Origin of the sequence: Lapidilactobacillus concavus DSM 17758 (genome assembly GCF_001435835.1) — a bacterium.
GTDB lineage: Bacteria > Bacillota > Bacilli > Lactobacillales > Lactobacillaceae > Lapidilactobacillus > Lapidilactobacillus concavus.
The window spans coordinates 12,545-35,247 of sequence record NZ_AZFX01000003.1 but is presented as its reverse complement, the minus strand read 5'-3'; the positions used below and the strand labels follow the sequence as shown (position 1 = coordinate 35,247).

Here is a 22,703-nt window from a genome sequence, read left to right as displayed (position 1 = left end):
TGGTACCGGCTATTTGAGCTTATTGGCTGCTTTCTCTTGATCCAGTTTTTTAGGATCTGGTTGGTAGACGAAGCTGGGATCAATTTGTCGATCCAGCTTTTGCCAAGCCGCTTCCATCTGCTCGTTAATGAGCGCCAACCCAGCTTCATTCAGTTTTTGCTTGCGATCAATGAGAATGGGATCACCAAAGCCGACCGTGACTCGACGTCGTTTGCAGAAGTCCTTGAAAGTTGTCGGACCCTGGTAGACAGCCGGAAGCAGGGGCACCTTCGCCATTTTGGCAATCAATGCAGCACCTCCCTTTAACTCAGAGGAATAGCGTGTTCCTGAAGGAAAAATAATCAGTGAGAGCTTGCCTTCTTTCAAGATGCGCACCGGAATTTTGACGGCAGATGGTCCTGGATTGAACCGGTCGACCGGAAAGGCGTGAGCGTGACGTAAAATCCAGCCAAGAATTGGGTTATGGAATAACTCCTTCTTAGCCATGAAGGAAAATTCACGTGGACTAGCCGCCAATGCAAAGATAATTGGTTCCCACCAGGTTCGATGCGGTGCGACTAAAATGTAGGGACCGTCGATCAAATTCTCTGGATTTGTCAGATGAGGACGTCCGTTTAACACCCAGACGATGAAACGGGCGATGGGACGAATAAATTTATAAAACATCATTTCACCTATTTTCATGGATTCAAAAAAATTATATCAGAAAAAAGAAGTTTTGGTATAATAATCAAGATACAATGTCATTTCCTGGTCAGTTATCATGCGAGATATCTGACCAGAATGACTGATTAAACCAGTCGATAAGGAGTGAGAATGTGACTGAACGAATCGATCAATTATATAATGGCGCGGTCAAAATCATTCAAAGTGATGATGTCTTCTCATTCTCGTTGGATGCGGTGTTACTGGCTGATTTTACCCGTTTGGGACCGCGTTATCAAGTCGTTGACCTTTGTGCAGGCAATGGTGCGGTCGGTCTATTTTTATCGCGGAAGACTAAAGGACCAATTACGCTTGTTGAAATTCAGCAGAAATTAGCGGAGATGGCACAGCGGTCGGTGGTACTCAACCATTTATCAGACCAAGTTCAAGTCGCCAACATTGACTTAAAAGAAGCACCGCAAATCTTAGGGAGTGATCAGGCAGATGCCGTCACCTGCAACCCACCTTACTTCGCAGATCACGAACTAAGCTTGAAAAATCCGAATCCTTACTACGCAATGGCGCGTCATGAAATTTCGACAAGTTTAAATGAAGTGCTTGCGGTGAGTGCTAAGTTGCTCAAGACGAACGGTCATTTCTTCATGGTGCACCGTCCGGAACGACTCGATGAGATCATGGTCAAGTTGCAGGCAAATCGATTGGCACCGAAACGTTTGCGGTTCGTTTATCCTAAAGCCGATCGAGAAGCTAATATGGTTTTGATCGAAGCAATCAAAGATGGCCGACCCAATGGTGTTCGTATCCAGCCACCACTAACTGTCTATCGTGAAGATAATACCTATACAGATGCTGTCAGCCAAATTTTGTATGGTACAGAAGAAAGGTGAGTCTCATTTATTATTGTTATGTGGTAAAGTGTGCCGACCAGACGCTCTATACGGGGACTAGTAATGATGTTGCCAAGCGGATTGCCACGCATAATGCTGGCAAAGGCGCGAAGTACACACGCACTCGGCGACCGGTCAGATTGCTCTACGTGGAAGCTTTTGCGGATAAATCGAGCGCCCTCAGATTTGAATTGCAATTTAAAAAGAAGTCGCGTGCTCAAAAAGAAGTTTATATTTCGACCCATCAATCCGCCATTTTACCCGATCAAGAATCAGATTAACTTTCAACTGAAAATTTCTTGCATTAGGTCGTGATTTCAGCTATAATAATTAGCGGTGTTATCACCAAATTCACACATTCTGTGATCGTGCCTGTGTTGCCAGTCCTGCTGGTGCAGGCACGAATCGAGCAGAATGGCGGAATAAAAACTAGGAGGATTTACATTATGGCAGTATTATCAATGAAACAATTGCTCGAAGCCGGTGTTCACTTTGGTCATCAAACTCGTCGCTGGAATCCAAAGATGAAACCATTCATCTTTACAGAACGTAACGGAATCTACATCATCGACTTACAAAAGACAGTTAAGATGGTTGACGATGCTTACAATTACGTTAAAGCTGTTTCTGAAGACGGCGGTGTCTTCTTGTTCGTTGGGACTAAGAAACAAGCACAAGATGCAATTGCTGAAGAAGCAACTCGTGCAGGCCAATACTACGTTAACCATCGTTGGTTAGGTGGTACATTGACGAACTGGAATACCATCCAGAGCCGTATCAAACGTTTGAAAGATATTAAGAAAATGGCAACTGATGGCACATTTGATGTGCTTCCTAAGAAAGAAGTCGCTTTATTGCTGAAGGAACAAGGCAAGCTTGAGAAGTTCTTGGGCGGTATCGAAGACATGCCTCGTATCCCAGATGTGATGTTCATTGTTGATCCTCGTAAGGAACGTATTGCAGTTAAAGAAGCTCAAAAATTAAATATTCCTATCGTTGCCATGGTCGATACAAACACTGATCCAGATGACATTGATGTGATTATCCCTTCAAATGACGATGCAATTCGTGCCGTTCGTTTGATTACTGCTAAGATGGCTGACGCTGTGATCGAAGGTCATCAAGGTGAAGATGATGTTGCTGCTGAAGAACAACAACCAGCTGCTGCAGAATCAGGCGACGAATCAATCGAAGAAATCGCTGAAAAAGTTGAACAATCAACATCAGATGCTGAATAATTAGTGAATGACAATCAGAGAGTTTGTCGCAAAACTTGGTTTTGTCACAAACTCTTTCTTTGTATGGTAAACTGAATTTACGGATGGCACTCAACCATCTCATATTCGAATTTAACCGTGATGTTTTATCACTTACTTTTAAATTTCTAGGAGGTTTCACTCATGGCAAAAATTACTGCAGCTCAAGTTAAGGAATTACGCGAAAAAACTAGTGTTGGTATGATGGATGCTAAAAAAGCATTGGTAGCTGCTGATGGCGACATGGAAAAAGCTATCGATGTCTTGCGCGAAAAGGGAATTGCAAAAGCCGCTAAGAAGAATGATCGCGTCGCTGCCGAAGGGTTAGCACAAATTGCGATTGATGGTAATGAAGCTGCTGTTGTTGAGGTTAACTCTGAGACTGACTTCGTTGCTTCAAATGATAAGTTCACGTCATTAGTTGACGAGATTGCAAAGGCTGTTGCTGCTAACAAACCTGCTAATAACGACGATGTTTTGGCCTTAAGTGTTGATGGTCAGACTTTACAAGAAAAGATCACTGCTTTAACGGCTGTGATCGGTGAGAAGATCAGCTTCCGTCGTTTCCAAATTTTGGCAAAGACTGATAGCCAAGCATTCGGTTCATACTTGCATAATGGTGGCGCAATTGCCGCACTTGTTTTACTTGAGGGTGCCGATGAAGAGACGGCTCGTGACGTTGCAATGCACGTTGCTGCCATCAACCCTAAGTATGTCTCACGTGAAAACGTGCCATCTGAAGTTCTTGATCACGAACGTGAAGTACTCACCGAAGAGACTAAGAATGAAGGCAAACCTGAAAAAATCGTACCAAAAATTGTTGAAGGTCGTTTAAACAAGTTCTTATCTGAGATTAGTCTCGAAGATCAAGAGTTTGTCAAAGATCCTGACCAAACGGTTGGCCAATACGTCGCAAGCAAGGGTGGCAAGCTTGTCAACTTTGTACGCTTCGAAGTCGGTGAAGGTATTGAAAAACAAGCCGATAATTTCGTTGAAGAAGTTATGAGCCAAATCAAAGATTAAATTTATAAAAGGGTCAGTTATGACCCTTTTTTTATGCAACGAAATTCAAACATATGGTAGAATGGAACTTAGCAAATAACGGAGGAACGATTATGTCAGAAATCAAATATCATCGTGTTGTGCTTAAACTAAGTGGGGAGGCACTCGCCGGCGAAACTGGCTTCGGCATTCATCCACCAGTCATCAAACAAATCTCAGAGCAGATCAAACAGGTTCATGATTTAGGCGTTCAGGTTGGTATTGTTGTCGGTGGCGGTAATATTTGGCGTGGCGAAACTGGTGCAGAGCTGGGAATGGATCGCGCACAGGCTGACTCCATGGGGATGTTGGCAACAATTATGAATGGCTTAGCATTGCAAGATGGTTTGGAGCATTTGGGCGTTGAAGTGCGTGTTCAGACGTCCATTGAGATGCGTCAAGTTGCTGAACCTTACATTCGTCGTCGTGCCATCCATCATCTTGAAAAAGGCCGTGTGGTTATTTTCGCAGGTGGAACTGGTAATCCCTACTTCTCAACAGATTCAGCCGCTGCATTGCGTGCTGCTGAAATCGACGCCGACGTGATCTTGATGGCGAAGAATAATGTCGACGGTGTTTATAACGCAGATCCTAATAAAGATCCTAATGCAGAGAAGTTCGATGAGTTAACACAGTTAGATATCATCAACAAGGGCTTGAAGGTCATGGACTCGACAGCTAGCAGCTTATCGATGGACAATGATATTCCATTCGTCGTTTTCAACATGCAGGAGCGCGGCAATATTGAGCGCGTTGTGAAAGGTGAAAAAATCGGTACCACGATTCGTGGAGGAAAAAATAATGACAAATAATGAAATTATCAATAAAGCAGAAGAAACGATGGTCAAGTCGGCTGATTCACTCAAACGTGATCTGGCTAACATTCGTGCCGGTCGCGCGAATGCAAGTCTGCTTAACCGGATTAACGTGAGTTACTATGGTGCACCTACGCCTCTGAATCAATTGGCGGCGATCAATGTACCAGAACCACGTGTCTTGATGATCAAACCATATGACAAGGGTTCATTGAATGATATTGAGAAAGCTATCTTGGCTTCCGACTTAGGCTTAAATCCAGCTAATGATGGTGATATTATTCGCTTAGTGATTCCGCAATTAACAGGTGAGCGTCGTCAAGAGTTGGCTAAAGAAGTTGGCAAAGACGCCGAGAATGCAAAGATTGCAATTCGCAATATTCGTCGTGATGCATTAGACGCAATTCGTAAACAACAGAAGAATGCTGAAATTTCTGAAGATGAAATGCATGATTTAGAGAACGAATTGCAAAAAGTTACGGATGCGGCCATCAAGAATATCGATGAGATTGCCAAGAACAAAGAAACAGAAATCACTGAAGGCTAGTCCGACAATCAATGATTGATAGGTGGTTTCCATTATCGCTCGATTCTACTGAAAAGGAAGTTTTTGTGTGACAGATCCAGAACGTACGATTCCGCAGCACATTGCAATCATCATGGATGGCAATGGCCGCTGGGCAAAGGCACATCACCGACCCCGTGCTTTTGGTCATAAGGAAGGCATGAATAACGTCAAAACCATTACAAAGGTTGCTAGCCACTTGGGCGTCAAAGTTTTGACACTCTATGCATTCTCGACCGAAAATTGGCGACGTCCGACCGAAGAAGTTAACTACTTGATGCAGTTACCAATTGACTTCTTCAATACGTTCATTCCGGAGCTGATGGCTCAGAATGTTAAAGTCAATGTGATGGGCTTCCTGGATCAATTACCAGAAAAAACGTTAACAGTCACGAAGCAAGCCATGGCAGATACTGCTAATAATACGGGCATGATTTTAAATTTTGCGCTAAATTATGGGGGACGAGCTGAGATCACGGCTGGCGTTAAATCAATTGCTGCTGAGGTTGCAGCAGGTGAAATCAGGCCCGATCAGATCAATGATGAATTGATCCAGTCGCATTTAATGACGGCACCCTTAGGTGAACTTGCTGATCCAGATCTGTTGATTCGTACGAGTGGTGAATTACGGCTTTCCAACTTTTTATTGTGGCAATTAGCCTACAGTGAGTTCTATTTTACGGAAGTTCATTGGCCAGACTTCTCAGCGACAGAATTAAACGCGGCGATTGATGCCTATAATCACCGCGTACGTCGATATGGTGGGCTAAAATAACACAGTAGAAAGTTGAGGTACAGTGATGAAACAACGTGTAATCACAGCAGTTGTTGCTTTAATAATTTTTATTCCCATTATCTTGTTGGGAGGTTACTGGATTGATGTTGCCGCAATTTTGCTGGCAATTATCGGTCTCTCAGAAATGTTTATTATGCGTAAACGCATCATCGTTTCGCCTGATTTTATTATTTCTTGTTTAGGAATCACGACATTGGTTTTGCCCGATGGTTTTTTCTCTAATTTACCTTCGTATCTCTCACGCTTTGACATTTTTGCAATCACAGTGGCGTTGTTGCTGCTGGTAACCGTTACGACAAAAAACAAAACAAATGTGGATGACATCGGCATCAACACATTGGCAATGGTTTATATTGGCAATGGGTTCCACTCATTGGTGGCTGTTCGTGGCGCCGAAAACGGACTTGAATTATTAGGTTACATTCTTGTCGTTATTTGGGCGACAGATATTGGTGCTTATTCATTTGGACGTAAAATTGGTAAGCATAAACTCTGGCCTGCGATCAGTCCCAATAAGACTTGGGAAGGCAGTATTGCCGGGACGTTATGCGCGTTAGTATTCGCAGCGATTTACCTCTATTTCTTCCCAGTGGGTTACAATCACAAAGTCTGGATGCTTTTAGCCACGCTGATTTTCTCAGTTTGTGGTCAACTTGGCGACTTGGTGGAATCTGCTTATAAGCGTTATTATGGGGTTAAAGACTCTGGTAAAATCTTGCCAGGTCACGGCGGTATTCTAGATCGTTTCGACAGCTTATTGTTTGTTTTACCAATGCTACACTGGTTTGCCTTAATTTAATTAAGGTTGCCCTTCTTCAATCATGGTTGAACTGAATTTTAGCGCTTCTCAAGAAGCGGATAAGGAGTAACCATTTGAAAACAGTCATCTCTTTTTTGATTATCTTTAGTATCCTAGTTGTTTTCCATGAATATGGTCATTTCATTGCGGCACGTAAGTCGGGTATTTTAGTACGCGAATTTGCCATCGGTTTTGGACCAAAGATGGTTAGTTGGCGTCAAAATCACACAACATTTACGATTCGTTGGCTGCCTATTGGTGGCTACGTGCGCATGGCGGGTGCCGGTGATGATGATTCGACGATTGAGCCTGGTACGATGGGCACGTTGCAAGTTAATGAGGCTGGTATCGTCACTAAAATCGATATCAGCGAGCAAAATTCGACACTATCAGGTATTCCGATTCAAATTGCGGCGGCCGATCTTGTCGACGATTTGACGATTAAGGGTAATGAAAATGCCGATCCTGATCAGCCGCGGACGTTTCATGTTGATCATGATGCCCTGATTATCGAATCGGATGGCACAGAAGTTCAGATCGCACCACGTGATGTTCAATTTCAGTCCGTGTCTGTTTGGAAACGAATGATGACTAATTTTGCTGGACCGTTCAATAACTTTTTATTGGCAATCGTTGGTTTCGCCGTAGTTGCTTTTCTGCAGGGTGGTGTTCTGTCCACACAGAACTTTGTGGGCGAAATTAAAGCTAATTCTGTCGCCGAAGCGGCTGGCTTGAAAACGAGTGATCAGATTCTGAAAGTTGATCAAGTTAAGACGCCCACTTGGGTGAAATTAGTGACCGAGATTCAGAATAAACCTAATCAGCCTGTGACACTGACCGTTAAACGTGACCAGAAGAACTTGAAAATCAAGTTGACGCCAAATGCGGTCAAGTTGTCCGGTAAAAGTTATGGTCAAATTGGAATCATGAACCGAATCGATCGCAGTTTTGGTGCAAAAGTGAAGTATGGGTTTACGACCACCATTGCCACCGGCCGACAAATTTTAACCGTTTTGGGTTCGTTCTTTACCGGCGGTTTTAGTTTGAACAAACTTTCTGGTCCAGTTGGTATTTTCAAAGGAACGTCCCAAGTGGTTAATGCTGGTTTCACCAATATCGTTTGGTTCTTAGCGATGCTGTCGATCAATCTAGGATTAGTCAATCTGGTTCCAATTCCGGGCCTTGATGGCGGTAAAATCTTACTTAATCTCATTGAAGTCATCCGGCGGAAACCAATTCCAGCCGAAAAAGAGGGTATGATCACTCTGATTGGTGCCGGGTTGATTTTAGTGTTATTTATTGCGGTCACTTGGAATGATATTGCGCGCTACTTTATTAAATAAGATCGTGTTTTTTTGGAGGAGTAATTTAATGAAACAATCTCGAATGTATATTCCCACGTTGAAAGAGACGCCAGCAGACGCAGACGCGCGTAGTCATCAATTAATGTTGCGTGCCGGCTATATTCGTCAAACTTCGGCAGGGGTGTATTCTTATTTACCACTGGCCGTTCGTGTGTTGCAAAAAATTGAAGGCATTATTCGCGAAGAAATGGATAAAATTGATGTCGTCGAAGTTTCTTTACCAGAGCTGATTCCAGCGGATCTTTGGAAAGAAAGTGGCCGTTACCCAACTTATGGCGATAACTTGTTCAAATTTAAGGATCGTCATGATCGCGATTTTGTGCTCGGACCTACTCATGAAGAGACAATCACAGATTTAGTCCGTCACGAATTAAAGTCTTACAAGAAATTACCAATCACTTTATACCAGATCAAAACGAAGTTCCGTGATGAAGACCGTCCACGTTATGGATTGTTGCGTGGGCGCGAATTTATCATGAAAGATGGGTACTCTTTCTCTGCAAACGAGGATCAGCTCGATGAAATTTTTCATGAGATGGAAACTGCCTATCGGAATGTTTTTGATCGTCTCAATCTGAATTATCGAACCATTGTCGGAGATGCTGGTGCGATGGGTGGTAAGGATTCGCGTGAGTTTTCTGCGATTGCGGATATCGGTGAAGATACAATTGCCTATACGGACAATGATGATTATGCAGCAAACCTCGAAATGGCGAAAAACGTTGATAATTATATTCAGGTCCAAGAACAAATCGATGAGCTTAAGAAAATTGCCACACCAGGCGTCGGTTCAATCGATTCCATCACTGATTTCTTAAAGATCGTCCCTCAAAAGTTAATCAAGAGTATCTTATTCATCGCAGACGATCAACCTGTTCTTGTGCTGGTTCGTGGAGATTATGAGGTCAATGATGTCAAATTGACCAACTTCCTGCATGCGGATTTCTTATCGTTAGCAACAGATCAACAAGTGCAGGAAATTTTCAATGCACCAGTTGGTTCAATTGGTCCTGTCAATGCACCGTCATCCGTTCGAATTTTAGCCGATGAAACTGTGATGAAATTGATCAATGCGGTGACCGGTGCTAACGAAGCCGGCTATCATTTCTTAAATGTTAACCCTGACCGTGATTTCAAGGTTGCTTCTGAAGATGTCGGTGACTTCCGCGTGGCGCGTGTGGGGGATTTGGCGCCCGATGGTAAGAGCCCACTCAGATTCACGCGTGGGATCGAGATTGGCCATATCTTCAAGCTTGGAACGCGCTATACGAAGATGTTTGGTGCCAACTTCCTGGATGAAAATGGACGTGAACAGCCTCTGATCATGGGCAGTTATGGTATTGGCGTTTCTCGTTTGTTGTCGGCAATCATCGAGCAGCATTCTGATGAGAATGGGATCATCTGGCCAACAGCGGTCGCCCCATTTGACGTTCATGTGGTACCTATTAATTTAAAGAATGAAGAACAAGCAAATTTGACCAAAGAAGTTGAGGCAATTTTGGTGGAAAGTCAATTGAACGTTTTGACGGATGATCGAAATGAGCGTGCTGGGGTTAAATTTGCAGACTCCGATTTGATTGGTTTACCAATTCGAGTGACAATTGGTAAGAAGGCTGCAGAAGATATTGTCGAGGTTCAATTACGAATCACTGGCGAGAAACTTGAGGTCAAGAAAGATGAATTATTGAATGTGATTCATATCTTGCTTTCAAAGACCGCCAATATCTAAGCAGGCATGTGTGTGATCGGCTTAAAACTTTTTGAAGAATAACGAAAAAATCCGAATGATGCTGATCGAGCTCATTCGGATTTTCAAATCATCGATTTTTGAGGAGTTATGGGTCGTGAACTTACTGGACAAGGTTGAACTCGTTATAGGAGAGGTATTTTGGCAGAAGAAAATTTAATTCAAAAGTTATTAGAACAGATTCAGTGGCCAGCAGCCGATGCGGCCTATTTCGACCACGCCGAATTATCACAGCTCGTCGTTCATGAGGTCTCGAAGCGATGGACATTTAAAATCAAAATTGCGAAGATTTTGCCCTTCCAAATTTATCAAACGTTCAGCCAGAAACTGGCACATGCGTTTGAAGGTATTGCAGCCGTTGATCTTGAATTAACGACCGCTGATCCAGCATTTACCGAGGAAGATCTCCAAACCTATTGGCGTTACGTCGTTCAACAAATTGGCCTCAACTCACCAATGATTTCTGAGGTTTGCAATAATCAGATGCCTGAGTTCAAAGACGGCTTGATTTTCTTGAATGTAGATAACGAGATCGTTAAAAGTTTCATGGTCAAACAAGCGATGGGTACCATTGAAGAGGGCTATCAGCGCGTCGGGTTTTCGAAGCTGATGTTTCGCATCAACGTTGACGAATCGAAAACACAAGAAAAAATCAAAGACTTGAAGAGTCAACAAGAGAAGCGTAATCAAGAATTTGCTGCGGCGGCCGCTAAAAAGCAGGCGGAAATGCAGCAGCAACAACAAGAAGCGGCGATTCCTGATGGTCCCGTATCCATCGGAGGTCAATTGAATCCGAAGACTGATCTGATTACCTTAGACCAAATCGAACAAGAGGAGCGTAGTGTCTATGTTCAGGGGTACGTTTTTGATACCGAAGTCAAGACGTTCAATTCTGGACGCTCATTGCTGACGTTGAAGATCACCGATTACACTTCCTCAATCATCATCAAGCGCTTTTCACGAAAAAACGGCGAAGATATGCCATTGTTCGAGCAATTCCACAAGGGAATGTGGGTCTATGCTCAGGGTAGCGTTCAAAACGATACCTTCACCCACGAACTTGTGTTAAATGCTAACGAAATCCAAGAATTTAAACATCCCGAACCTCAGGATTCATACAGCGGCGATCAAAAGCGCGTTGAGCTACATTTGCACACCAATATGAGTCAAATGGATGCGACAAATTCGATTGGTGATTTCGCGAAACGCGCCAAATCTTGGGGTGAAACAGCTTTAGCATTAACTGACCATGTCGGCGCCCAATCTTTTCCTGATGCCCATGCTGCCAGCAAAAAATTCGATTTAAAACTGATCTATGGTGTCGAAGTAAATCTTGTGGATGACGGCAATCAAGTTGCTTATAACTTGCGTGATCAAGAGGCTGCGACTGCGGAGTACGTGATTTTTGACGTGGAGACCACTGGATTATCTGCCGTTTATGACACCATCATCGAACTTGGGGCAGTTAAGATGAAGGACGGCCAAGTTCAGGCACGTTTCGACGAATTCATCAATCCTGGTCATCCACTTTCGGCGACAACAATTAATCTGACGAATATTACGGATGAAATGGTTCAAGCAGGTGGAACCGAAGCAGAAATTATCTCGAAGTTCATGGATTTTGTGGGCGATGCCGCCATAGTTGGACACAATGTGACCTTTGATATTGGCTTCTTGAATGCCGCGTTGCGTCGGTTGTCACGACCGGCTGTACACGCGCCGGTGATTGATACACTGGAAATGTCGCGGTTGTTGCATCCAGAGAATTCCAATCATAAGCTTGACACCTTAGCTAAGCGTTACAATATCTCTTTGGAACACCATCACCGCGCCGACGCCGATGCTGAAGCGACTGGCTTACTCTATTATGCGTTGCTGAATGAATTTAACGAGACTTACCAGTTGACGAATATTTCTGAATTGAATGATCATGTCGGTGGCGGCAACGCTTATCGATTAGCGCGGCCACATCACGCCGTTCTATTGGCTCAAACACAGGCTGGTTTGAAGAATCTCTTCAAGGTGATCTCGGGTTCAATGGTGGATTATTTCTACCGGGTCGCTCGAGTGCCGCGCTCGTTATTGAATCAGTATCGTGAGGGCATCTTAGTTGGATCCGCGTGTTCATCCGGCGAAGTCTTCACCGCAATGATGCAGAAGGGTTATGAGGAAGCGCGTCAGAAGGCACAATACTATGATTACCTTGAAGTGATGCCGCCAGCGATTTATCAGCCATTGATTCAACGCGAATTGATCAACAATGATGAAGCCTTAGAAGAAATTATTAAAAATATCATCAAATTGGGAGACGATCTCAATAAACCAGTTGTGGCAACGGGAGATGTCCATTATCTCGATCCACATGATGCCATTTATCGAGAAATTTTGATTCGTGCGGATAAAGGGAATCCTTTGAATAGACAAGTCTTGCCAGACGCACATTTCCGATCAACTGGCGAAATGTTGCAAGATTTTGCCTTCTTAGGTGAAGATTTGGCGAAAAAAATCGTGATCGACAATACCAACCAAATTGCCGATTCAATCGATGAGGGAATCACACCTGTCAAGGATCGTCTGTATACACCTGAAATGCCGGGGGCAGAAGACGAAATTCGTTCGCTTGCGATGAACAAGGCTTACTCGTTGTATGGCAATCCGTTGCCAAAGTTGGTCGATGATCGATTACAAAAAGAACTCAAGTCGATTATTGGTAACGGGTTCTCCGTCATTTATTTGATCGCCCAAAAGCTGGTTTTCAAGAGTAATAAAGACGGTTATTTGGTTGGTTCTCGTGGGTCGGTCGGCTCAAGTTTTGTCGCGACGATGACTGGGATCACCGAAGTTAATCCACTCCCGCCGCATTATCGCTGTCCAGATTGCAAATATAGCGAATTCTTTACTAAAGGCGAATATGGTTCCGGTTTTGATTTACCCGATAAGAAGTGTCCAAAGTGCGGCGCAGATCTCGTCAAAGACGGCCATGATATTCCATTTGAGACTTTCTTAGGGTTCAAGGGTGATAAGGTGCCCGATATTGATTTGAACTTTTCCGGAGATTATCAGCCAATTGGACACAACTACACGAAAGTGCTGTTCGGCGAAAAAAACGTTTTTCGTGCCGGAACGATTGGAACGGTTGCCGATCGAACGGCGTATGGCTATGTCATGCATTATGAAGAAGTCAATGATAAACATTTGCGCGGCGCCGAAGTCGATCGTTTAGCTGCTGGTGCTACGGGCGTTAAGCGCACGACAGGGCAACATCCAGCGGGCATCATCGTTGTTCCAGATAATATGGACATCTATGACTTTACGCCGATTCAATATCCTGCTGATAAAACTGATTCCGCGTGGAAAACGACACACTTTGATTTCCATTCGATTCACGATAATATTTTGAAACTCGATATTCTTGGACATGATGATCCGACGATGATTCGAATGTTGCAAGATCTTTCCGGCATCGATCCGGTCACGATTCCAACGGACGATCCCGGTGTGATGGCGCTATTCTCTGGCACTAAATCACTGGGTGTGACCCCTGAACAGATTCATTCTAAGATGGGAACGCTAGGTGTACCTGAATTCGGGACCGCGTTTGTTCGTGGCATGTTGGAGGAAACTCATCCCAGCACCTTTGCCGAATTACTGCAGATTTCGGGGCTTTCGCACGGGACTGACGTTTGGCTGGGAAATGCTGAAGAGCTGATCAACCAGGGTGTTGTTACTTTGAAAGATGTTATTGGTTGTCGTGACAACATCATGATGGACTTGATTCATTGGGGCGTTGATTCGCAGCTGAGTTTTCAGGTGATGGAAAGTGTTCGTAAGGGGAAAGGAATCCGAGATGAGTGGCAAGAAGTTCTCCGTCAAAATGAGAACGTGCCTGACTGGTATATCGATTCCTGCTTGAAGATCAAATACATGTTTCCGAAGGCTCATGCCACGGCTTATATTTTGATGGCCTTGCGGATTGCCTACTTTAAGGTTTATTTCCCAATTATTTATTACACCGCATATTTCAGCGTGCGCGCAGATGATTTTGATTTGGTCGCGATGGCTCATGGCAAACAAGCTGTTAAGGCGCGGATGCAGGAGTTGACGGACGAGATCAATGAAAAAGGTAAGGGACGCGCGGTCAAGCAAGCAAACCTGCTGACAGTGATGGAACTCGCCAATGAATGTTTGGAGCGTGGCATCGAGATCAAGATGGTTGATATCGAGAAGTCGGATTCCGATGATTTCCAAATCTTGGATGACCATACCATCTTGGCGCCGTTCAATGCCGTGCCTGGATTAGGTGCCAATGTTGCCAAGCAAATCGTTGCAGCCCGTGCTGAAAAGCCATTCTTATCGAAAGAAGATTTGGCAACGCGTGGTAAGGTCTCGAAGACGATTATCGATTATCTGACTGAAAACGGGGTCTTAGATGAGTTACCCGATGAGAATCAATTGTCATTATTTTAGGCCGAAATAGTGCCGGGTTAGTCCCTATCGTGCCACTTGGCAAATGGGGTAAATCATGCTATAATAGTGTCAAGAATTGGTTCGAGTGAGCAGAAATGCTCACTCTTTTTATTGGCCGATTTACTGAAGGGAGGTTTGGTTTTGAGTTCAGTCATAGAAACCGTTCGAACGTTAGTTATGCCGATTCTCAATACTAACCATTTTCAACTCGTTGATTTGGAATATGTCAAAGAAGGGTCCAGCTGGTTCTTACGTGTTTACATCGACAAACCAGGTGGCATTAATATCGAAGAATGTGCATTGGTCAGTGATTTGCTAGGTGAACAACTAGATGCTGCTGATCCTGATCCCATCCCTCAAGCTTATGTCTTAGAGGTATCCTCGCCCGGAGCTGAGCGACCATTAAAAAACGAAGCTGATTATCAGGCCGCCATTGGTGAATATGTCCATTTTTCACTCTATGCGGCAATCAATAAGCGCAAAGCCTACGAAGGTTTTCTACAGCAGGTGACGGCGACCGAAGTAACGCTTGATTATAAGGAAAAAGGCCGTCCAAAAACAATCACCATTCCGCGCGATCAAATCGCTAAGGCCAGATTGGCTATCGAATTCTAGGATTGAGAAGGGAAAGTATTATGAATGAAGAGTTATTAGGCGCATTAGATGCGCTCGAGAAGGAAAAAGGGATCAAAAAAGAAGTCGTGATCGATGCGATTCAAGCGGCTTTAGTTTCTGCCTATAAGCGTAACTACAATCAAGCACAAAACGTTGAAGTCGATTTTGATCAGAATTCCGGTAACATTCACGTTTATGCCGTCAAAAAGGTTGTCGAAGAGGTTGCGGATCCGCGTCTTGAAGTGAGTTTGAAAGATGCCTTGGAGAAAAATCGAGCTTACGAACTCGATGATGACTTCAAAGTTGAAGTGACGCCAAGTAACTTCGGTCGAATTTCTGCCCAGACGGCGAAGCAAGTTATCATGCAACGCCTACGTGAAGCCGAACGTTCACAAATCTTTAACGAATATACGCAGTATGAACATGAAATTATTCAAGGGACGGTTTTGCGTCGCGACAATAAATTCATTTATGTTGATCTCGGTGATATTGAAGCGGTCATGAGTAAGCAGGATCAAATTCCTAATGAAGCGTATCAAACCCATGATCGAATCAAAGTGTTCGTCAGCAAAGTTGAAAACACCACAAAAGGACCTCAAGTTTTCGTTTCCAGAACGAATCCTGAACTAGTCAAGCGTTTATTTGAGCAGGAAATTCCAGAAGTTTACGATGGCACCGTTGAAATCGTGTCGATTGCACGCGAAGCAGGTGATCGTTCGAAAGTTGCCGTTCGCTCGACCAATCCAAACGTTGATCCTGTCGGCACATGTGTTGGGCCTAAAGGGCAACGCGTTCAAATGATCGTGAATGAATTAAACGGTGAGAACATGGATATCGTGAAGTGGGAAGAAGATCCGTCTGACTACATCGCCAATGCGCTGAATCCTGCGCAGGTGATCGCCGTTCAGTTTGATGAAGCGCAACATGAATGCATGGTGGTTGTGCCTGATTATCAACTTTCACTGGCAATTGGTAAACGTGGTCAAAATGCGCGTTTAGCTGCTAAGTTAACTGGATTTAAGATCGATATCAAGCCTGAATCAGAAGTCGAATTTGTCGACGACGAGGGTGATGAAGCTGGTGTTGATGCCGAAATGCCGGTCGAAGATTCAGCAGCAGTTTCTGAAGATACAGAAACACCAACAACAGAGGAATCGACTGACTCTGAAGACTAGTTTGTAGATGGTGGGTGATCATGATGAAGAAGAGAAAGATTCCAATGCGTCGTGATGTCTTGACTGAAGAAATGTTACCCAAGAAGCAATTGGTGCGCATCGTGCGTGATCAAGAAGGGACGATCAGCATCGATCCAACTGGGAAGAAGTCAGGCAGAGGCGCATACGTTTCGTTAGATCCAGCAGCGGTTCAAGCTGCAAAAGGCAAACGTGTTTTAGATAAAGTTTTCGATCAAAAAATTGCACCAGAATTTTATGATGAATTGTTTGCCTATGTGGATCATCAAAAAGCACGGCAAGAATTATTTGGTCAACAGCAATGAAGTCACAACAAAAAGATCCCCAAAAGATTTTGCAATTATTGGGACTCGCGCAACGTGCCAGACGCCTGACGACGGGCGAAGAACTCGTGCTTAAGGCAATCAGCGCACATCAAGTTCACGTTGTTTTTCTAGCGAGCGATACCGGTATTAATACATCGAAGCGGATCAAAGATAAATCGAATTTTAATCATATTCCCGTGATTGAAATTTTTAGCACCCAACAATTAACTCAGGCAATTGGACAACCGCGTAAGGTCATTGGTGTTAACGACCCAGGTTTTGCCAAAGGTATGGTGAGTTTAATGGATTAAACAATTAAGGAGTGTGAAATATGGGGAAAAAGCGTGTTTACGAATTAGCAAAAGAATTAAACGTCGCAAGCAAGGACTTAATTACTAAGGCTAATGAGGCCGGCTACGATGTTAAAAACCATATGTCGACACTTGATGAGGCGCAAGTCAATCATTTAAGTCAGTCATTTAAGCAAGGTGCACCAAAAACTACGAAAAAAGAAGTTGAGCAGAAAACGACGACTAATCAAAAATCGACATCAAACCAACCTGCACCAAAAGTAACCACACATCAGAATGAGGCAACTCATGCGACGAAGTCAACGTCAGAAACTGGTGCCAAAAAATCGACAGAAAATGCCGACCATACAACGCAGGGTGGCAAGACTAAAATTAAGGTGACAGCAATCAGACGTAACCGTCCGAACGAATCGTCGACGCCTAATACGCATCACGCGCGCCCAGCTCACGATCAACAACGCTCGACAACGACTGGCGAGCATCGTCAATCTCAACGTCCTGCACAGACAACTGGTAATCAGCGCCCTAGCTCGCAAAATCGCGAGGCACGTTCGGGTAACAACGATCGTCCGTCATCGAGTCGTCGTCCTCAAGGCCAACGCAATAATGCAGCTGGCAATCAAGGTCAACGCTCAAACAATTTCCGCAATAATAATCAGCGTCCTTCAGCACCAACGCCACGTGCAGGAAATGCTGGTTTACGCCATCTAGAACAATACAAGGAACAGGCTGCACAAACTCAAGTTGACATTCAACAACAACGCGAGCACGAACGCAAGCGTCGTCAGGAGAAACGTCGTCAAGAGCAGAAAACAGTGGCCAAGACTGCCGAAACCAGAACCACTCATTCAGCGCGTCCTACACAAAGTCACGCACCAAAATCTGAAGTGAAGATTCCTAAGACACCCGAAACGGTTGTTGCACAACAAGAAGTCGCTAAGAAGACGACAGAGACTCATAAAGAAGATCATCGTAATAATAACCAACGCCGCGAACGCAACTTTGGTCCAGACGCAACGCCATTCAAGCCAGGTGCACGTAAGAAGAATAAGCGTAAGCAAAAGGCACAACAACGTCATCAAGTGAAGAAAGAAATGCCTAAGCGTAAGGATCGGCCATTGCCAGAAACCTTGGTCTACACTGAAGGCATGAACGCACAAGATTTAGGTAAGTTGTTGCACCGCGAACCTGCCGAAATCGTTAAGAAACTCTTCATGTTAGGCGTCATGGTCAACCAAAATCAATCACTCGATAACGACACGATTGAATTGATCGCGACCGATTATGGTATTGAATCACAACAAAAAATTGAAGAAGACGTTTCAGATATTGATACGATCTTCAACGAAGAGAATGCCAATAAAGAAACACAATCACCACGTCCACCTGTTGTAACCATCATGGGACACGTCGATCATGGTAAGACAACCTTACTTGACCGTCTCCGTCATACTCATGTGACTGCCGGTGAAGCTGGCGGAATCACGCAGCATATTGGTGCCTATCAGGTTAAACTTGATGGTCGTGTGATCACTTTCTTGGATACACCAGGACATGCCGCATTTACTAACATGCGTGCGCGTGGTGCAGATGTGACCGATATTATCGTCTTAGTTGTTGCTGCCGATGACGGCGTGATGCCACAGACGATCGAGGCCATCAACCATGCGAAAGCTGCTAATGCGCCAATTATCGTCGCAGTTAACAAGATTGATAAGCCGGGTGCTAATCCTAACCATGTGATGGAACAATTGACCGAGTACGGTTTGATTCCTGAATCATGGGGTGGCGATACGATCTTTGTTGAGATCTCAGCGAAGATGGGGACGAACATCGATGAGTTACTCGAAATGATCTTGCTGGAAGCCGACGTCTTGGAACTGAAAGCTAACCCTGATCAAAAGGGTGTCGGGACGGTTCTTGAAGCTCGTTTGGATAAGGGTAAGGGTCCAGTGGCCTCACTCTTGGTTCAACAAGGAACGTTGCGGACAGGTGATCCAATTGTTGTCGGTAATACCTTTGGTCGTGTGCGTGTGATGACTAACGACCGTGGCCGCCGTGTCAAGGAAGCTTATCCTTCAGAACCAGTTGAAATTACCGGTCTGAATGATGTTCCTGATGCAGCCGATCACTTTGCTGTATTTGAAGATGAAAAGACGGCCCGCGCTGCTGGTGAAGAGCGTGCTAAACGTGCCCAATTAGCTGAGCGTAACAAGTCGCATCGTGTCACTCTCGATAACCTCTTCGAAACAATGAAAGAGGGCGAGTTGAAGGAAGTTGACGTTATCATCAAGGCCGACGTACAGGGATCAGCCGAAGCTTTGGCTGGTAGCTTGCAAAAAATCGACGTTGAAGGTGTACGTGTCAACATTATCCATCAAGCCGTTGGTGCAATTAACGAAAGTGATGTCACACTTGCCTCCGCAAGTAATGCCATCATCATTGGATTCAACGTTCGTCCAACCCCTCAGGCCAAGTCACAAGCAGATTCCGAAGACGTCGATATTCGATTACACAATGTCATTTATCGTGCCATTGATGAGATCGAATCGGCAATGAAGGGCTTACTGGAACCAACCTATGAAGAAAAAGTTATCGGTAATTTGACCGTTCGTGAACTCTACAAGGTGACGAAGTTAGGGACAATTGCAGGCTGCTTTGTCAACACAGGTTCGATCCAACGCGACTCTGGTGTTCGTTTGATTCGTCAAGGCATTGTGATCTATGATGGCAAGCTCTCATCACTGAAACGCTTCAAAGATGACGTCAAGGAAGTTCGCGCCGGCTTTGAATGTGGTTTGATGATTGAGAACTACAATGATATTAAAGTGGATGACGAAATCGAAGCTTATGTGATGGAAAAAGTTCCTGTTCAATAGCATTGGAGGTTTTGAACAATGAAACATCGTATCGGACGCGTTGAACAAGAAGTGCAACGCGAAGTCAATGACATCCTACTTAAAAAAGTACGTGATCCTCGGGTCACTGGTGTCACCATCACTGGAGTCGACTTAACAGGCGATCTACAGCATGCTAAAGTTTATTACAGTATCTTGTCCAACAAGGCTCACGACGTCGAGAAGGCGCAAGCAGGGCTGGATAAAGCGAGTGGATTGATTCGTAAGGAGTTGGCAGCTCGTATCAAGATCTACAAGATTCCAGAATTAGAATTTTTACAGGATGATTCAGTTCGTTACGGCGAACATATTGATGAACTGATTCGCCAGATGAACGCAAAGAATTAGCTTTTCTCAAAGGGAGCCTACCTGATCAACATTGTTGATGAGATAGGCTCTTTTTTGTGTCAATATCGGTCGATGGTCCGACTTAACGGATCAACTACTACGTTATAAAATGTACCAGTACTTAGTTGTAAAGAGTAGTGGAGGCGAATCCATGATAATTACCACAGAATTGCTGAAAGGTGTGCTCGAAGGAATCGTGCTACAGCGCATCAGTATTGGCGAGACGTATGGCTATGAAATCACGAAGGATTTAAACCGAGTCGGTTTTGAAGATGTGGCAGAAGGAACGGTATACACGATTTTAATTCGTTTGGAGAAGCAATCGCTAGTAACGGTTACTCGCAAGAAATCATCGCTGGGACCCATGCGCAAATTTTATCAACTCAATGATGCTGGCCGACAACGGCTGGAAAACTTTTGGCAGCAGTGGCAATTCCTAGCATCAGTGATGACGACGATCAAGGAGGACGATCATGCATAATCTTATCAAGAAGTTAATTGGTGACAAGCGCGAGTGGAACGAGCATCAAGCACGTGTTGAAAAGTTACCGCCAGATTTTCGACGTGCGATGATGGCTATTCAAAAGTATTTGTTCAATTGGGCGAAAGGCGCCGGCATGATGGGTGTCGTCAAAGAAGTGCTCGAAATGTTCGAAGAAGCAGCTGCTGAAGGCGCGACGGTTGAATCAGTTGTCGGCGAAGACATCGCGGAATTCGCGGATGAACTTTTACGTGAATACCCGGAAGAAACTTGGATTGATAAGCAGCGGCGGCAATTGCGTGAGGAAGCGAGAGGAGATCAGAATTGACCACAATCATTAAGATTGACCAAATCAAGAAAAGATTTGGCAAGCAACAAGTTTTGAATCACGTCAGCTTGTCTGTTGAGCAAGGAACGATCTATAGCCTCTTGGGTGCTAACGGTGCAGGTAAGAGCACGTTACTCAAGATCATGACAGGATTGCTACCAGCAGATGGAGGTGATGTTGAGATTGAACACCATCACCTGCCTAAAGACTTGTTAACCATTCAGCGACGTTTTTCGTATAGTGGTCAACAATCAAGTATCGATGATGTTTTAACTGGGATGGAAAATTTGACGCTGGTTGCCAAACTACGTCATTTACCGCAATCAAAAGTAGTGGCGCAAGACTTGCTCGCACGATTTAGTTTAACCGATGCCGCCAATAAAGCAGCGGGCTCATACTCCGGTGGGATGGCTCGACGACTTGATTTGGCGATGAGTTTGGTTGGAGATCCAGAGATTATTTTCTTAGATGAACCGACGACTGGCCTCGATCCGGCAAGCCGCAATGATTTGTGGACGATGATTCGCGAACTGAAGGCGAAAGGTAAGACGATTTTTCTGACCACACAGTATATAGAAGAAGCAGACCAGCTGGCGGATCGCATCGGTTTCTTGCGGGATGGTGAGATTATCGCGACGGGAACGCCGGCCGAGATGAAGCAGCTTGCTGGGGCAGAGAAGTTGAAGTTAATTTTTAAGAATGATGCTGATTCACTCGTCGCACAAAAAATTCTTGAAACAGCACAAGTGACAGTTCTCGATCCAGTGACACTCGTTGTCACGTTATCGGCGGGTAACCACCAGTCATTGGCCATTCTGAAACAGCTAGCCGATGCCGAGGTTCCAATCGACAACTTCGGACTTGTTAGCCCAACGTTGGACGATGTCTTCATGAAATTAACCAAAGGAGTGACTCAAGGATGATCAATTATTTGAAAGATACCCTCACGCTGGCGAATCGCCTGATTAAGCATAATCTGCGGTCAATCGATACGATCATCACGGTGGTGGCGATGCCAATTGCGATGTTGCTGATGTTCATTTATATTCTGGGTGGGTCGATGCAGCTGCCTGGTGTTAGTCATCGCGAGTACGTCAATTATATTTTACCCGGCATCCTTTTCATGACATTGGCGACTGGCTCGGCCTACACCGCGTTGCGCGTCTTCATGGACAAGTCGAGTGGCATGTTTGATCGGTTTAAATCGATGCCGATTGCAAAGAGCGCGGTTCTTAACGGGCAGGTCGTTTCGTCGGTGTTGTTCTTAATGTTCTCAACAATTGTGGTTTTATTGGTCAGTCTGTTGACTGGATTTCGCTCAAACGCAAATTTAGGTCAATGGTTACTGACGTTTGTATTACTATTCGGTTTTGCAGTGATGGTGACCTGGCTATCGATGCCTTTAGGTTTGATGGCGAAGAGTATTGATACCGCCAGCGCATTCTCATATCTGCTATTATTGCTGTTATTCGTTAGCTCTGCCTTTGCTTCGGTCAAGGGGATGCCGACAGCTGTTCGTTTGTTTGCAGAGCATCAACCAATGACGACCATGATCACAGCAACACGCGAATTATTAGCTGGTCAAGAGCCTAGCGCGTCCTTTTGGCAGTCGTTAGCCTGGATGATTGGTATCAGCGGCCTGTCCTTCGTTTGGAGCAAGCGTATCGGTCGCGCACGTCAATTTATTTTGAATGAATCAGCAAGACTGGGAGTTTTACCAGAATTGCTGATTTTTTTGTGTAGATTGGCTTGCTTAAAAAGGCAAGATGACGGAAAATAAATTGATCTTACTAAATAAATTGAGCCGATGCTTTGAAATGAA

General features: G+C 44.5%; 21 protein-coding genes and 2 pseudogenes. 22 read left to right on the top strand and 1 reads right to left on the bottom strand.

The window, feature by feature from the left end; all coding sequences use genetic code 11:
* Positions 1-9: 9 nt before the first annotated feature.
* A complete protein-coding gene (locus FC15_RS00610) occupies positions 10-666 on the bottom strand; it encodes a lysophospholipid acyltransferase family protein (protein ID WP_057822879.1) in 657 nt (218 codons plus the stop codon).
* A 152-nt stretch (positions 667-818) separates the two neighbouring features.
* Between FC15_RS00610 and FC15_RS00605 the strand changes: the two genes are divergently transcribed.
* The 22 genes and pseudogenes from FC15_RS00605 to FC15_RS00505 all read left to right on the top strand — a co-directional run bounded on the left by FC15_RS00605 (position 819) and on the right by FC15_RS00505 (position 22,661).
* On the top strand, positions 819-1,553 hold the full coding sequence (locus FC15_RS00605; RefSeq protein ID WP_235803297.1) for a tRNA1(Val) (adenine(37)-N6)-methyltransferase: 735 nt from the start codon (positions 819-821) through the stop codon (positions 1,551-1,553).
* Positions 1,550-1,834, top strand: coding sequence for a GIY-YIG nuclease family protein (locus FC15_RS00600; RefSeq protein ID WP_057822875.1), 285 nt, complete (start codon positions 1,550-1,552; stop codon positions 1,832-1,834). The genes FC15_RS00605 and FC15_RS00600 overlap by 4 nt, the downstream gene beginning before the upstream one ends.
* A gap of 165 nt (positions 1,835-1,999) precedes the next feature.
* Positions 2,000-2,791 (top strand): 30S ribosomal protein S2, encoded by a 792-nt coding sequence (gene rpsB, locus FC15_RS00595; RefSeq protein WP_057822873.1) that lies wholly within the window; start codon positions 2,000-2,002, stop codon positions 2,789-2,791.
* Between the two features lie 162 nt (positions 2,792-2,953).
* Positions 2,954-3,832 (top strand): translation elongation factor Ts, encoded by an 879-nt coding sequence (gene tsf, locus FC15_RS00590; RefSeq protein ID WP_057822871.1) that lies wholly within the window; start codon positions 2,954-2,956, stop codon positions 3,830-3,832.
* 92 nt (positions 3,833-3,924) lie between these two features.
* On the top strand, positions 3,925-4,662 hold the full coding sequence (pyrH, locus tag FC15_RS00585; RefSeq protein WP_057822870.1) for a UMP kinase: 738 nt from the start codon (positions 3,925-3,927) through the stop codon (positions 4,660-4,662).
* Positions 4,652-5,212, top strand: a complete 561-nt coding sequence (frr, locus tag FC15_RS00580; RefSeq protein ID WP_057822868.1) for a ribosome recycling factor — start codon at positions 4,652-4,654, stop codon at positions 5,210-5,212. Before pyrH ends, frr begins: the two co-directional genes overlap by 11 nt.
* A gap of 67 nt (positions 5,213-5,279) precedes the next feature.
* Positions 5,280-6,005 carry an isoprenyl transferase gene (locus FC15_RS00575; RefSeq protein ID WP_057822866.1) on the top strand — a complete coding sequence of 242 codons (726 nt, stop codon included), beginning with the start codon at positions 5,280-5,282 and terminating at the stop codon, positions 6,003-6,005.
* 25 nt (positions 6,006-6,030) lie between these two features.
* On the top strand, positions 6,031-6,825 hold the full coding sequence (locus FC15_RS00570) for a phosphatidate cytidylyltransferase (RefSeq protein WP_057822865.1): 795 nt from the start codon (positions 6,031-6,033) through the stop codon (positions 6,823-6,825).
* 74 nt (positions 6,826-6,899) lie between these two features.
* A complete protein-coding gene (gene rseP / locus FC15_RS00565; RefSeq protein ID WP_057822863.1) occupies positions 6,900-8,168 on the top strand; it encodes an RIP metalloprotease RseP in 1,269 nt (422 codons plus the stop codon).
* Between the two features lie 28 nt (positions 8,169-8,196).
* Positions 8,197-9,918, top strand: a complete 1,722-nt coding sequence (locus FC15_RS00560; protein WP_057822861.1) for a proline--tRNA ligase — start codon at positions 8,197-8,199, stop codon at positions 9,916-9,918.
* Between the two features lie 159 nt (positions 9,919-10,077).
* Positions 10,078-14,403 (top strand): PolC-type DNA polymerase III, encoded by a 4,326-nt coding sequence (locus tag FC15_RS00555; protein WP_083479011.1) that lies wholly within the window; start codon positions 10,078-10,080, stop codon positions 14,401-14,403.
* 141 nt (positions 14,404-14,544) lie between these two features.
* A complete protein-coding gene (gene rimP, locus FC15_RS00550; RefSeq protein ID WP_057822857.1) occupies positions 14,545-15,018 on the top strand; it encodes a ribosome maturation factor RimP in 474 nt (157 codons plus the stop codon).
* A 20-nt stretch (positions 15,019-15,038) separates the two neighbouring features.
* The gene (gene nusA / locus FC15_RS00545; RefSeq protein ID WP_057822854.1) at positions 15,039-16,193 is read left to right on the top strand and encodes a transcription termination factor NusA; all 1,155 of its coding nucleotides are present in this window, start codon (positions 15,039-15,041) and stop codon (positions 16,191-16,193) included.
* A 23-nt stretch (positions 16,194-16,216) separates the two neighbouring features.
* Complete coding sequence (gene rnpM / locus FC15_RS00540) at positions 16,217-16,516, top strand: RNase P modulator RnpM (protein WP_057823108.1); 300 nt, start codon at positions 16,217-16,219, stop codon at positions 16,514-16,516.
* Positions 16,513-16,827: a YlxQ-related RNA-binding protein gene (locus FC15_RS00535; RefSeq protein ID WP_057822852.1), complete on the top strand. Its 315-nt coding sequence runs from the start codon at positions 16,513-16,515 to the stop codon at positions 16,825-16,827. The genes rnpM and FC15_RS00535 overlap by 4 nt, the downstream gene beginning before the upstream one ends.
* A 20-nt stretch (positions 16,828-16,847) precedes the next feature.
* Positions 16,848-16,940, top strand: a pseudogene (locus tag FC15_RS09430) (translation initiation factor IF-2 N-terminal domain-containing protein); the annotation flags it as partial.
* Between the two features lie 966 nt (positions 16,941-17,906).
* Positions 17,907-19,706: pseudogene (infB, locus tag FC15_RS09425) on the top strand (translation initiation factor IF-2); the annotation flags it as partial.
* A gap of 18 nt (positions 19,707-19,724) precedes the next feature.
* Positions 19,725-20,072, top strand: a complete 348-nt coding sequence (rbfA, locus tag FC15_RS00525) for a 30S ribosome-binding factor RbfA (protein WP_057822848.1) — start codon at positions 19,725-19,727, stop codon at positions 20,070-20,072.
* A 151-nt stretch (positions 20,073-20,223) separates the two neighbouring features.
* On the top strand, positions 20,224-20,553 hold the full coding sequence (locus tag FC15_RS00520; RefSeq protein WP_057822847.1) for a PadR family transcriptional regulator: 330 nt from the start codon (positions 20,224-20,226) through the stop codon (positions 20,551-20,553).
* Complete coding sequence (locus FC15_RS00515) at positions 20,546-20,881, top strand: DUF1048 domain-containing protein (RefSeq protein WP_057822845.1); 336 nt, start codon at positions 20,546-20,548, stop codon at positions 20,879-20,881. Before FC15_RS00520 ends, FC15_RS00515 begins: the two co-directional genes overlap by 8 nt.
* Positions 20,878-21,804, top strand: coding sequence for an ABC transporter ATP-binding protein (locus FC15_RS00510; RefSeq protein WP_057822842.1), 927 nt, complete (start codon positions 20,878-20,880; stop codon positions 21,802-21,804). Before FC15_RS00515 ends, FC15_RS00510 begins: the two co-directional genes overlap by 4 nt.
* A complete protein-coding gene (locus tag FC15_RS00505) occupies positions 21,801-22,661 on the top strand; it encodes an ABC transporter permease (protein WP_083479010.1) in 861 nt (286 codons plus the stop codon). Before FC15_RS00510 ends, FC15_RS00505 begins: the two co-directional genes overlap by 4 nt.
* Positions 22,662-22,703 lie beyond the last annotated feature (42 nt).